We start from the raw sequence: 12,980 nt of genomic DNA on the forward strand, positions 1-12,980 counted from the left end.
CTTTCCGCAGCATTGACCTATCAGCTCCAGAATGGTACTGAAAAGAGCCTACGCAACAATCCAAATCAGATTCAGATCATTAGGAACTACCGTACTGCCATGACCTTTCAATTATCACGTCTTTTCACAACATCCCTTGGTATCTGCATGCTCGCCGTTACCCTGACCTGTGCCGGTGCCGCAAACAGCAGCAATGAACAGCTCCGCAAAGCTTCCGGTCTGCTGCGTAACAATCAGAATCAGGAGGCACTGCAGGCGGCACTTGCTGCCCCGGCAGATGGCCCCCGCAATCTGGTGGCTGGCGAAGCTGCCCTGCGCCTGAAACGGTACGATGAGGCGGTCCGCTACCTGGCAGATGCAGAACGCAGCTATCCGCTACTGGCTGATATTGCTGCCAGCCTGAAGGCCGATGCGCTGTATGGCCAGAAAAAGTATCGTGAGGCTGCTGCAGCCAGCGCTGCTGCCAAACTTTCAGCAACACCGGCAATCAGCCGCAGGATGGAAAAACTGGCTGCCGATGCACTGTTTGCAGCAGGGGATCTGAAGGCCGCCCTGGCAGCCTACCGCCAGTTCACGGCTCGCCACAGCCTGGGCAAAGACTCGGTTGATGCACAGCTTCAAACTGCACTCTGTCAGGAGCAGTTGGGGGATCTGCCCCAGGCCATACAGGGCTACCGTAGCATCCACCTGCAGCACCCTGCCGCTTCCGCAGCACCCAAGGCGCTTGAGCAGTTAAAGTCGCTGGAGAAGAAAGGGCGAAAAGAGGCAACCAGCTTTACGGCTGAAGAACAGTTCCAGCGGGGCTTGCTGCTGCTGGCAAACAATCAGCCCAATGCAGCTGCCTGGGCCTTTGCCGGTATCCCGCGCACCAACCTGTCCGATGAACTGCTGGCCAGAATCGAGCTTAAATCAGGACAGGCCGCCATTAAACAGCGCCACTACTCCCTTGCCGAGCCGTTTCTGAAACGGGCACTAACCTCAAAAACACAAAGCACCCGTGATGAGGCCCGTTTGATGCTGGCCCGCCTTGAAGAAAGGCAGGGGGCTTCTGACAAGGCACTGGCCCGCCTGTTGTCCCTGGCATCAGAACGGGGAATATTGGCTGACGATGCCCTGTTGGAGGCGGCGTTGATCAACAAGCATAATGGTCGTTTCAACGATGCCGCCCAGATTCTGCAACGACTGATCAAAGAGTTTCCCGCATCTGACCTGAAACCACGCGCCGGATGGGAACTGGCCTGGGGGCAGTATCTTGCAGGCAATCTCTCAGCTGCCGAGGAGAGCCTGCAGCGTCTTTTCAAAGATAACGTCTATCGTGAACGGGCCTTGTATTGGCATGCCCGCACCAAAGAAAAGCAGAACAAACCATCTGAGGCCGAGCGCAGCTACAAACAGTTGCTGAATGATTTCCCCTATGGTTTTTACGCTGCCTGGCACCGCCTGCATACCAACAAACCAACGGGCTGGATGCCGTTACCCAACGGGATTCCTGAGCCGCCGTTCCCCGATGGAAGCCAACGGATTCAGGAGCTGGCATCCCTGGGAATGCTGGAAGAAGCCAGGACAGAGCTGGCTGCCTTCAAGCTGAAAAACACTGATAAAACTGCAGCCCCCGGACTTTCCCGTCTGCAGCAGCTGGCTGGTGACCTGCATGGTTCAATCATGACCTTTCACCAGAATCGGCCTGCCATTGTTGATCGCAGCAACCTGGCGTTCTGGGCGTTGGGCTATCCCCGTCCCTATGCAGAACAGTTCAGCCGTCACAGTGTAACAAACGGGCTTTCCGAGGCGCTGGTACTGTCCCTTGCCAAGGCAGAAAGCAGCTTCCGGGCCGATGTCAAGTCCCATGCTGGCGCCATTGGCCTGATGCAGATGATGCCGGCAACGGCCCGCATGACCGCTGGCGTAAAACCTAAAAATTTCAACCCGCTGACGCTGACCAACCCTGAGTACAATATCCGGCTGGGCACCAAGCATCTGCGTGAACTGCTGAACCAGTACCACCAGGACACGGTCTACACCCTGGCGGCCTACAATGCCGGGGCCGGAGCAGTCAACCGCTGGCGCAAATCCTTTGGCGAACTGCCACGGGATGAGTTTGTAGAAAACATCCCCTACCAGGAAACCCGCGATTACGTTAAAAAGATTGTTGGTTACATGGGCGTTTACCGTTCCCTATACCGGATCCAATAGCAGGAGGAGGAACAGATGACCAAACTAGCCCTGTTCAGCATCGTGCTGTTGCTTTTGATATCGACCCTGAGCCAGGCCGGTCCGGCAGAATCAATGCAACAGTTGACCGAGCGGATTGCAGCCGGATTCAAGACCGCCAAGCCGACCCAATGGGGTGAAAACGTGCCCGGCGTGCGCACCCGGCTTGCCACCTCAGACAAGGTGCTGGCCCTGACCCTGGATGCCTGCGGTTCCCCCAAGGGTAAAGGGGTTGATCAGAAGCTGATTGATTTTCTGGCACAGCAGCAGATTCCTGCCACGCTCTTCATCAATGCCCGCTGGATTGATGCCAACCCGGAGCTGTTTAAGCAGCTGGCAAACAACCCGCTGTTTGAGATTGCCAACCACGGTATGTGGCACAAACCGGCCTCAGTCAATGGCCGATCCATCTACGGTATAGCAGGCACAAAAGATGCATCTGAACTGGTACAGGAAATAGAGCTGAACGCCCGCAAGATTGAAGGACTGACCGGCAAGCGCCCACGCTTCTACCGTTCCGGCACCGCCTATTACGATGAATTTGCCGTGCAGGTTTCACAGGCATTGGGACATGACGTAATCGGATTTTCTGTGCTGGGTGATGCCGGTGCCAGCTACAGCGCAGCCCAGGTCAAGACCGCCCTGCTGACCTCTAAACCAGGCGATATCATCATCGCCCATATGAACCACCCGGAGGCAGGTACCGGCGCAGGGATTATCGCCGCCATGCCGGAGCTGAAGAAGCGTGGCTTCAAATTTGTCAAACTGTCGGACTACCCGATGAAGTAGGTGTCAATGCTCCATATCATCCAAAACGATCCAGAGGTCCCACCCGGTAACCTTGCTGAAAACCTGGTTGATCTGGGAGTACCCTTCCAGCTCCACCAGATCTACCGTGGTGAGGCGCTGCCCAGCCCGGCTGCTATGACTGCCCTGATTGTGCTGGGGGGCGCCATGGGAGCCAATGACGATGATCGTTTCCCCTTCCTTTCACCGCTTAGACAGTTGATCCGCAGCTGTCTTGAACAGGAGATCCCCTATCTGGGGATCTGTCTGGGCGGACAGCTGCTGGCAGCAGCTTCCGGCAGTCCGGTGGTTTCCTGTCGCTGGGAAGAATTGGGCACCCTGCAGGTCAGCCTGACGCACAAAGGGGAGGCAGACCCGCTCTTCCACGGCATCCCCTCCCCCTTTAGCACCTTCCAATGGCACCATGACAGCTTTGATCTACCAGACCGTGCCGTACTGCTGGCATCATCACCCGCCTGCCCCCACCAGGCCTTCAGGCTCGGCAGCAACGCCTGGGGTTTGCAGTTTCACCCGGAGGTAGATGAGCAGATTATTCGCACCTGGGCCGCCTGGGACCCGGCCACCGCCTGCCGTACCGAACTGCTGGTGGCTGACTTTCAGGCTGCACACAGCGGGTATCAACAGACTGCCAAACGGATGCTGCAGAACTTCCTGCAGACAATTCAATCCTAAAAACTTCTCACGCGGAGACGCAGAGACGCGAAGAACAAAATCAGGCAATTATTTGTATTTTTAATCAGCCGGGCTATTCCTTACCATTAGGTAACCACCTGATTTTCTCCGCGAGCTTCGCGGCTCCGCGTGAAAAATTGCCGTTTTCAGACTAAATAACTACGCTGCCCCGCCTAATCTCTTCACCACTGCCAGAATCTGATCAGCCGGCACCGGACGGGAATGGATAAAGCCCTGAATATAGGTACAGCCGATCTGCTGGAGAATCTCCAGCTGTTCCTGCTCTTCCACCCCTTCTGCAACGGTCTTCATATCCAGGTTGGTGGCAAGACTTACCACTGACTGCGCAATGGCCCGATCTCCTGAATTATGGGCCAGATCCCTGACAAAGGAGCGGTCTATCTTGAGGATCGTCACCGGGAAGTTCTTCAGATAGCTTAAGGATGAGTAGCCGGTTCCGAAATCATCAATGGATATCCCGCAGCCCAATGAACGGAGCTGTTCCAACACCCGTACCGCATCATCAGGTTTATCCACCAGAGCGCTTTCAGTCAGCTCAAGCTCCAGATTTTCCGGTTGAATACCGGTTTCATCAATCAGCGCAGCAATCCGCTCAATCAAGGCCGGTGACTTAAACTGTACCGCAGAAAGGTTAACCGCCATGCTCAGCTGAATACCCTGCTGCTGCCATAGCAGCTGTTGCTGACAGGCAGTACGCAGCACCCACTCGCCAATCGGGATAATCTGACGGGTCTCTTCAGCCAACGGGATAAAACGCATTGGTGAGACCATCCCGAACTCCGGGCTGTTCCAACGCAGCAGCGCCTCCACACCAATCACCTGACCAGTTGCCACACTTACCTTGGGTTGGTAGTGCAGCTCCAGCTCTCCTCGATCAAGTATATGCCGCAAGCCATGCTCCATGGCGATCCGGTCGCGGAAACTGTTATTAAGTTCTTCCGAAAAGAAGCGGAAGGTATTTTTCCCCTCGGCCTTGGCATGGTACAGCGCGATATCGGCATGTTTGCCCAGCACCTTGGCATCAGCACCATCTTTGGGATACATCGCAATACCGACACTGGAGGTCACCACCACCTCACGCCCTTCCAGCTGCATCGGCTCTGCTGCAACGTCAACCAGTTTCTGTGCTATCGGCACCACGTCCTGATCATGGCGGATATCATGCAATATCACGGCAAATTCATCCCCGCCCAACCGGCAGACAACATCATCATCCCGCAGGGTCTTCGTAAAACGGCTGGCCATCTCACGCAACAGTTTGTCGCCTGCCGGATGCCCCATGCTGTCATTGATATGCTTGAAGCTATCCAGATCAAGATAGAGCAGTGCGGCGCCAATTGCCTGACGACGGCTGCGTCGCAGGGCAAGATCAAGACGGTCCTGCAGCATGCGACGATTGGGAAGATCGGTCAGCGGATCATAGTAGGCCAGACGTTCAATGGTGGCCTCAGCGTTTTTGCGCTCGTTGATATCCTCCACATTGGCAATAAAGTGGGTTATCTCGCCATCTTCATTATGCAACGGGCTGATGGAGGCGATGGACCAGTAGACCTCGCCATTCCGACGGCGGTTGAGCAGTTCCCCCCGCCATTCCTCGCCTGAAAGAATTGTCCTCCAGAGATTGTCGAACACCTCACGGGGGGTTACGTCGGACTTGAGAATACGCGGATTCTTGCCGATCGCCTCCTCAGGGGTATAACCGGTCAGCTGGGTAAATTTTTTGTTAACATATTCAATCGCACCATGCACGTCAGTGATCAGCACCGCGCTGGCACTGTTTTCAATCCCATGGGTCAGTTTACGCAGAAAATCTTCACTCTTTTTACGCTCGGTAATATCCCGGATTGATTCAATCGCACCGACCCGCTGCCCGGCAGCATCATAGAGCGGCACCCCGGTAGCCCAAACGTATGCCCCTTTACCACCATGCAGGGCCGGGCAAAAGGTTTCGGCATCCAGGATCTCACCGGTGCGTCGTACCTGCGTGTATTTGGCGGCAAGTTGCTCATCATCCATATCCAGAAGATCAAGCAGCTGGTTTCGACGTTCTCCGTAAAAGGGAATGGTGTATTCATGATCCCCCTTGCCGACCATATCTTCCTTGGAAACGCCGGTCATCTTTTCCATGGCGCGGTTCCAGATCACCACTTTTTTGTCATTATCGATAACAAAGGCAGCATCAGGAAGAAAATCAATAATATCTCTTAGTTGCTGCTTGGTACTCAACAAGGCCTGCTCTGCATCAAGCGCCAGATGCAGCTGTTCCCGCTGAAACCGTTGAAAACCGGCCAAGGCACCTATTGCAATCAGCGCGATAACGCCAAAGGTAATCCCCTGACTTATCGCATGAGACCGCCACCCCCTGAATATGGCCGCACTGTTTCGTCCAGTAGCTACTACCAATGCTTTATCCATGTTCAGCCCGGCCGGCTGAATTGAATAAATAGCCATCAATCGCTTCTCGCCGGTCGCATAGACCGTTCCGCTCAGGACATTTTCGCGTTTGCCGCTGGTGATATGACGGGTAAAGAAGGACCCGGACTTTGCAAGATTCAAGCCCTGCTGCCCTGGTCGATCCGGCACCATCAGAAACTGAATCCCATCGCCATGGGCAAGTGACGACCACATGTCAGGACTGTAGTTAATTGAACCAAGCAGGGTTTTGAAGTACTCAGGGTCAAGGGTTGTAGCGACAATACCGTTAAAACGTCCACCGGCATCACGCATAACCCGCACAAGATTCATACCCCAGACGCCCGAGCTGGTTTTAAAGGGATGAGTAACAAACAAGACATCAGGATCAGGATTCTTTATGGCCGTTTGAAAACAGTCCTCCCTGCTTAGATCAGAGCCGATCAACAACTTTCTGTTTGAGTGCCTGACAATACCGGTTCGATCAACCGTAAAGACGGTTCGTACCCCTGCAATCCCATGAGCCTCAAACTCCAGCTCCTTGTTACGAACCACATCTCCCCACGTATCAGGAGGACTGTTCCGTAATTCATCGCGGATATGCTGCATCAATTGAGCGGTTCCCTGCAACTGAGCGCTCAGGTTTGCATTCACTACCCGTACCTGAGTCAACAGCCGCTGCTGTTCACCAGTCAGGACATCGGTATAGATTTTATACAGGTTATGGACAATAGAGCCTGCAAGCAGCAGCAACACCAGCAGCAGCACCCCCCACTGTCCAAGAAACTTGTCCCGATTCATGCGCACCCTGTTAACTCCTCGCATAGTGTCATCATTTACCCGAACCACCACGTCCTGCAGCACGAAGCATTTACAGCTAAATCTATAGGGTAAATACCCTAGTTCCATAAAATGTCAACCACTATGGACAAATAAGACAATTTTAATCCGAATATAGATACAAATAGAGGGCTGCACCGGTTAAGGAACAGCCCTCTGCGTGCTGTGGATCCAGCGTAAAAGAGCTACTTTTTAGGTTCTTCCTTCTTGTTTGCCACTGCCAGGGCATCATTCAGGATCTTGACCCCGGCCTTGGAGGCGGCAATGGAACCGGTCAGGGTTTCACGGGCCAGTGACGGATTATGGAAACCGTCAGAGTTCTCAGCGGTCCAGTACTCCCACAACACATGGGCTTCTTCATGCTTGGCCCGGGCCTGATCCAGCACTGCAGGGGCAACACCGGCACGGGAGGCCACCAGATAGGTGTCGATCAGCTGACCCAGCCAGTACTCTGCCTTGCGCATCTTGCCTTTGGTGTAGTTACGGATGGTGTCGATCTGCCACTTGGCCTTCTCAACACTGGAATCTTTATGGCAGCTGATGCAGGACTCTTTGGCCATATTGATCGGCTTGACCACACCGTGGGTGGAGTACGGCTTACCGTCTTTCCCCTTCAGCTTGGGCATATGGCACTGATGACACTGCACACCGGCCTTGTCATGGACTGAACCGGCATAGGTCTCTGTCTCGGGGTGTTGCAGTTTGATCAGACGGGCACCGGTTATTGCATGCTTGAAGTCAAAGAAATCAAGCTGCTTGTAGTGGGCCAGGATCTCCTTGGCATTCTTGAGCGGGAAGTGGTTGGTGCGGTCTGAGGCAAAGGTCACCGGCTTACCATCGCTCCACTGGGTACCGGGGTTACAGTTGTACTCAACATGACACTGGGCACACATCATGCGAGAATCGGTCTTTTCCATCACGCCGATCTTGCGGAAACCGTCACGGAAGGAGACTACCTTCAGGTCTGTCTTGCCGTTTTTGGCAAAGATATTCTTGGCCGGATCCTTGTCAATGGCGGCAATCAAGGCATCACGGATCACGCGGGGCTGGGTGCCGTGGGGGTCGTGGCACTCGATACAGCCGACCGGGTTGTGGACATCCTTCATAACATCATTCACATTGGAGGTACGGTCAAACTTGCCCCCCTTCTCACCCAGATACTTCCACTTCAGGATCAGGTCAGAGGTCTTGCACTGGATACAGGTCGGATTACCGGCCATGGCGGTCTCGGTCAGTTTGGCGCTGGCCCCTTTATCCTCCAGCACATCCCAAGTCTTACCGACCTTGTCATAGTTCTTCCAGCCACCTTTAAACTGGTAACGTCCGCCCTGGAAACGATCCACCGCAAACTGGTCAACCACCATAAAGGCATGGCCGCGGGGCTCGGCATGCTCAAAGGTAAAGCCGTGACCTGCCAGCAGCTTGTCCTGCATTGGCGAACGGCCGGTTGGCACCCCTTTTTCCTTACGGGAGCCGCCATCAGGATAGTGCGGGGTAAAGAAGCTCTGATACTGATTCTTGTGACAGGAACCACAGACCGCCGGGTCCAGCTTGGTCACCGGCCTGGTGTCTGGGCCGGGGTTGGCCAGGTGCTCCTTGGTCTTGTCGTGACAGACCGAACAGGCCAGTGCGGCATGTTTGGATGCCTCTTTAAGCGCCTTTACCTCACTGTGGCACATGTAGCACTGCTCACGCCCATCATTGGCAGGCTTGGCTGCCGGTTTGGCCTTGGGGGCTGCCAGCGAAGGGATCGCCAGCAGGGCGCCAAGCCCGACAATAGTTGCTGCAACTGCCAGTCTCTGTTTCAGCATACCGTATTCTCCTCTCTTCTGGATGTTGGTGAAACTATTCGCCTGAACTCACTTCAGCGCGTATCCGCAGCGTAATCGCCTTGGGGGTAACCGGACAGACATACAGACAGCTAGCGCAGCCGGTGCAGCGGGTTGCATCAATCCTGATCCCCTCCCCCATCACCACCACAATTGCCTGCTGTTCACATTTTTCAACACAACTGAAACAGCCGCAGTTGCGGGCCAGGCAACGCTCATTGCGCGGCACTGCCACCATCGGCTGATCTCCGTAGGGTAGCTCAGAAGACTCTTCAGCTGCTTCCACGTTCGGCTGCTGCACCATGCCGGATGCCTTCAGTAGTGTATCACCCAACGAAAACAGGCCTTTTCTGAAAAACTCCTTCCGTGAAAGCGTCACCTCACACCATCCTTCCCTATTCACTCACCCTGCCCGCTGCCTGTTGCGGGGTAGCATTGCAAGATGCAGGCAAAGCTGATGTATGCATCTTACAGATAAGCTTGTACCGCGTGTTTGACCAAAGTCAAATTCGTTTTAAACTACTGTTTTAATATATACAAATTACCAAATGTTGACTTTTTCACTGTATAGTGTATACAGCTTTGTATCCGTATATTTATCAGGAGCAGACACACACTATGACCTTAATTGACCGGAAAGCTCCGACCTTTGATCTTGAAGGGAGCGATGGCAAACGCCACCGTCTTGAAGACTACTCCGGGCAACGGCTGCTGCTTTTTTTCTATCCCCGAGACAACACACCCGGCTGCACCAAGGAAGCTGTTGGTTTCCGTGATCTGAAACCGGAATTTGAAAAGCTTGGCTTTGCCGTGCTGGGTGTCAGCAAAGATTCACTGGTCTCCCACCAGCGGTTCATCGACAACCATGAGCTGAATATGGTACTGCTGTCTGATCCTGATGCCAGCGTCATGAAGGCCTACCATGCCTATGGCGAGAAGACGATGTACGGCAAAACCATATCCGGCGTCATTCGTTCAACGGTCCTGATCTGTGCCGATGGCATCATACGCAAGCACTGGACCAAGGTTGCCAAGGCAGATCAACACCCATCACAGGTTCTCGAATATATTAAAAATTTTCACTGCGAATAGGAGGATGTAATGAGCTTTATTTCCCTGAAAGAGGTTGTAGATTTTGCCATTGAGCAGGAAGAAGGGGCTTACCAGCGCTACAAGCGGGCAGCAGAACTAACCGAAAGTCCTGCAGCACGCAAGATGTTTGAAGAACTGGCCCAGGAAGAAGCCACCCACAAAGAGGTCTTTTCCAAAGTGGACCCGGACAAGATTGAAGAAGTAAACGTCTGCAAAATACCAGAAGCAACCATCGGTAAATACCTGAAAGAAGTACCGTTCAGACCAGATATGGGCTATCAGGAGATCCTGACCTTTGCCCTGAAGGCAGAAGAAAATGCCTACCAGCTCTACAAGGCTGCCGCCGGCATGACCGAAGACCCCAGATTACAGAAAACCCTGTTGACCTTTGCTGAAGTTGAACTGGGCCACCGCCGTAAGATTGAGGCACTGTACGAAGAAAAGGTACTGACAGAAGGGTAATCAACTTATCCTTTCTCCGGTTTCACAAGCGCCACGGCTTTGCCATGGCGCTTTTTTTGTGCATTACGAATCACTTTGATTTGACTTCCGTCAAATCCCTGCAACAAATAGATTGCTAGAGTGCAATGGAAGAAAACCTGGTTAAGAAAAGGGGAACGCATGTTTAAAAACCTGAAAATAGCACCGAAGCTATTATTGCTCCTGATTATCCCCATTATCGGCATGGCATTTTTTGCAGCTAGAATCCTGATGGACAATCTGTCCACCCTTAACAATATGCAGACCACCCGAGCACTGGTGGCTGTCTCGGTTGCATCCGGCAACCTGATTCATGAATTACAGAAAGAACGGGGCCTCACCTCTGGTTTTCTTGCGTCAAAAGGCGCAAAAAACGGCGATGAACTACAGAAGCAGCGTCTGGTAGTGGATGGTATAGCAAGCAAAATGCAGGAAACCGTTGCTGCCCAGGCAGGCAAAACCGAGGCCATTAAAAAGGCACTGGATGCGGTTGCAGAAAAGATCAGTAAGTTGAAGGAGACCCGTTCAGCAATAGACAGTCAGTCTCTTGATGCGAAAGCCGCTCTTGGCTACTACACCGGTCTGATCAGTAACTGCCTCGAAATCGGTTTTGCCGTAGTGGGCAAGGCAGGTGAACCGGAAACCTCACTGGCAGCCTTCGGTTATGTCGCCTTTCAGGGAGCCAAAGAGTCAACCGGTCAACTGCGCGCCACGATCAACGGCGTACTTTCGGCCGACACGTGTGATCTGGCCACCACGCAGCGGATATCACGAATTGCGGCAAGTGAACAAAACCGGATGAGCAACTTTGATCGCTATGCTGATCCAGCTGTAGTCAAGGAATACAAGGAGATAGCCCAGAAGGAAACCGCCTTTCAGAAGACAACTGAAATGCTCCAGACGATTTTGGACAAGGGGATTGGCAACGGTTTTGGTATACCAGCTGAGACATGGTTCAGTACCATTACCACCAAGATCAACCATCAAAAGACTATTGAAGACAAGTTGGCAGCCAGCCTGATCAAACTAAGCGAAACAAAAGCATTCGCCGCCAAACGGGATGTCAGCCTTAGCATTTTGCTTACGACAATACTGGCAGCAGTGACCATTCTGTTTGGAATTGTTATTATGAAAAGCATTACCAGTCCGCTTCAGTCACTGGTACTGATGCTGAAAGATATTGCCGAAGGTGAAGGAGATCTGACCAAACGCCTGCCGGAAGGCAGCAAAGATGAGACCGGCGAGGTTGCCTACTGGTTTAACCGCTTTATTAACAATATCCACTCTATTATCTCCCAAGCATCAACTACGACGGTACAGGTGGCCACCGCCTCAAGCCAGCTGAATAGTACTGCCGAGCAGATTGCTACCGCTGCAGAAGAGGTCGCTGCACAATCAGCGACCGTGGCTACGGCCAGCGAAGAGATGTCTGCCACCTCAAATGATATTTCCCGCAACTGTACACTTGCATCAGATGTCGCAAACCGAGCCAGTGAGATGGCCCATGGTGGAGCCAGCGTGGTACAGGAAACTATCTCCGGCATGCAAAACATAGCTGACAAGGTACGGGAATCAGCCCATACCGTTGAAGCACTGGGAGCCCGATCAGACCAGATCGGAGCGATTGTAGGCACCATTGAGGATATTGCTGACCAGACCAACCTGCTGGCCCTGAACGCAGCTATTGAGGCAGCCCGGGCCGGTGAGATGGGGCGTGGCTTTGCGGTGGTTGCTGACGAAGTACGGGCACTGGCGGAACGGACCACCCGCGCTACCCGCGAAATCGGCGAGATGATCAAGGCGATCCAACAGGAAACCGGTGGTGCTGTGGCCTCCATGGAACAGGGAGTTAAAGAAGTAGAGAAAGGGATGGACAGTTCACGACGTTCCGGTGACGCGCTGCAGCAGATCCTGGAAGGGATCAACGAAGTAACCATGCAGGTACATCAGATTGCCACAGCTGCGGAAGAGCAGACTGCAGTGACCGGTGAGATCTCCAACAACATCCATCAGATTACCGATGTGGTCCAGCAGACCGCTAATGGAGCCCACCAAACAGCCGGGGCAGCCTCGGAACTGTCTAACCTGGCAAAGAGCCTTGAAAACCTGGTAGGTCGGTTTAAACTGTAACAGCTGAAACCCTTTTGGGCAGATTTCAGGGGGGGTGACCGTCTATGCTCAACATTAACCAGCAGCTGCAGCAGGCAGCCGACGAATCGCAAGACGCAATCCTGATCGCAGACCTTGCAGGGATCATCCGCTACTGGAACGCCGGTGCGGAACGGATTCTGGGCTACTCGGCTGCAGAGGCGGTCGGGCAATCGCTGGACCTGTTCATCCCGGAAAAGCTGCGTGGCCGGCACTGGGATGGGTATCACCGGGTGATGGCCAGCGGCGAGACTAAATACAAGACCGGCCTGCTTTCATCACCCGGCATCCGCAAGGACGGCAGTCAGGTCTCACTGGAGTTCAGCATGGTGCTGCTGAAAGATGAACAGGGCGTTATGCAGGGCTGCGCCTCGATCATGCGTGATGTGACCGAACGCTGGCTGAAAGAGAAGGAGCTGAAGCAGCGGCTGGCTGCCTGTGAGGCTGCTCAATCATGATATGCAGCTA

The 12,980-nt window shown here is 53.6% G+C and carries 10 protein-coding genes; 7 read left to right on the top strand and 3 right to left on the bottom strand.

Going from position 1 to position 12,980, the window contains the following annotated elements; genetic code table 11:
- Positions 1-12 precede the first annotated feature (12 nt).
- The 3 genes from B5D39_RS04375 to B5D39_RS04385 are packed head-to-tail and all read left to right on the top strand — an operon-like array spanning position 13 to position 3,690.
- Complete coding sequence (locus B5D39_RS04375; protein WP_208610548.1) at positions 13-2,193, top strand: transglycosylase SLT domain-containing protein; 2,181 nt, start codon at positions 13-15, stop codon at positions 2,191-2,193.
- A gap of 15 nt (positions 2,194-2,208) precedes the next feature.
- Entirely contained in the window at positions 2,209-3,000 is a 792-nt protein-coding gene (locus B5D39_RS04380; RefSeq protein WP_078789183.1) for a polysaccharide deacetylase family protein, read from the top strand.
- 6 nt (positions 3,001-3,006) lie between these two features.
- Positions 3,007-3,690, top strand: a complete 684-nt coding sequence (locus tag B5D39_RS04385; protein WP_078789184.1) for a type 1 glutamine amidotransferase — start codon at positions 3,007-3,009, stop codon at positions 3,688-3,690.
- Positions 3,691-3,849: 159 nt separating this feature from the next.
- Here the strand turns inward: B5D39_RS04385 and B5D39_RS04390 are convergent, their stop codons facing one another.
- From B5D39_RS04390 to B5D39_RS04400, 3 genes are all read right to left on the bottom strand, one after another.
- Positions 3,850-6,924 carry an EAL domain-containing protein gene (locus B5D39_RS04390; RefSeq protein ID WP_244161357.1) on the bottom strand — a complete coding sequence of 1,025 codons (3,075 nt, stop codon included), beginning with the start codon at positions 6,922-6,924 and terminating at the stop codon, positions 3,850-3,852.
- Between the two features lie 224 nt (positions 6,925-7,148).
- On the bottom strand, positions 7,149-8,774 hold the full coding sequence (locus tag B5D39_RS04395; RefSeq protein WP_078789186.1) for an ammonia-forming cytochrome c nitrite reductase subunit c552: 1,626 nt from the start codon (positions 8,772-8,774) through the stop codon (positions 7,149-7,151).
- A gap of 34 nt (positions 8,775-8,808) precedes the next feature.
- Positions 8,809-9,171 (bottom strand): ATP-binding protein, encoded by a 363-nt coding sequence (locus tag B5D39_RS04400; RefSeq protein ID WP_078789187.1) that lies wholly within the window; start codon positions 9,169-9,171, stop codon positions 8,809-8,811.
- A gap of 239 nt (positions 9,172-9,410) precedes the next feature.
- On the opposite strand from B5D39_RS04400, the gene B5D39_RS04405 reads away from it, so the two are divergent.
- The 4 genes from B5D39_RS04405 to B5D39_RS04420 all read left to right on the top strand — a co-directional run bounded on the left by B5D39_RS04405 (position 9,411) and on the right by B5D39_RS04420 (position 12,970).
- Positions 9,411-9,884 carry a peroxiredoxin gene (locus B5D39_RS04405; protein ID WP_078789188.1) on the top strand — a complete coding sequence of 158 codons (474 nt, stop codon included), beginning with the start codon at positions 9,411-9,413 and terminating at the stop codon, positions 9,882-9,884.
- Positions 9,885-9,893: 9 nt separating this feature from the next.
- Positions 9,894-10,346 (top strand): ferritin-like domain-containing protein, encoded by a 453-nt coding sequence (locus tag B5D39_RS04410; protein WP_078789189.1) that lies wholly within the window; start codon positions 9,894-9,896, stop codon positions 10,344-10,346.
- A 159-nt stretch (positions 10,347-10,505) separates the two neighbouring features.
- The gene (locus B5D39_RS04415) at positions 10,506-12,494 is read left to right on the top strand and encodes a methyl-accepting chemotaxis protein (RefSeq protein WP_078789190.1); all 1,989 of its coding nucleotides are present in this window, start codon (positions 10,506-10,508) and stop codon (positions 12,492-12,494) included.
- Between the two features lie 44 nt (positions 12,495-12,538).
- A complete protein-coding gene (locus tag B5D39_RS04420) occupies positions 12,539-12,970 on the top strand; it encodes a PAS domain-containing protein (protein ID WP_078789191.1) in 432 nt (143 codons plus the stop codon).
- Positions 12,971-12,980: the final 10 nt, after the last annotated feature.

The organism is Trichlorobacter thiogenes (assembly GCF_900167465.1).
Lineage (GTDB): Bacteria > Desulfobacterota > Desulfuromonadia > Geobacterales > Pseudopelobacteraceae > Trichlorobacter > Trichlorobacter thiogenes.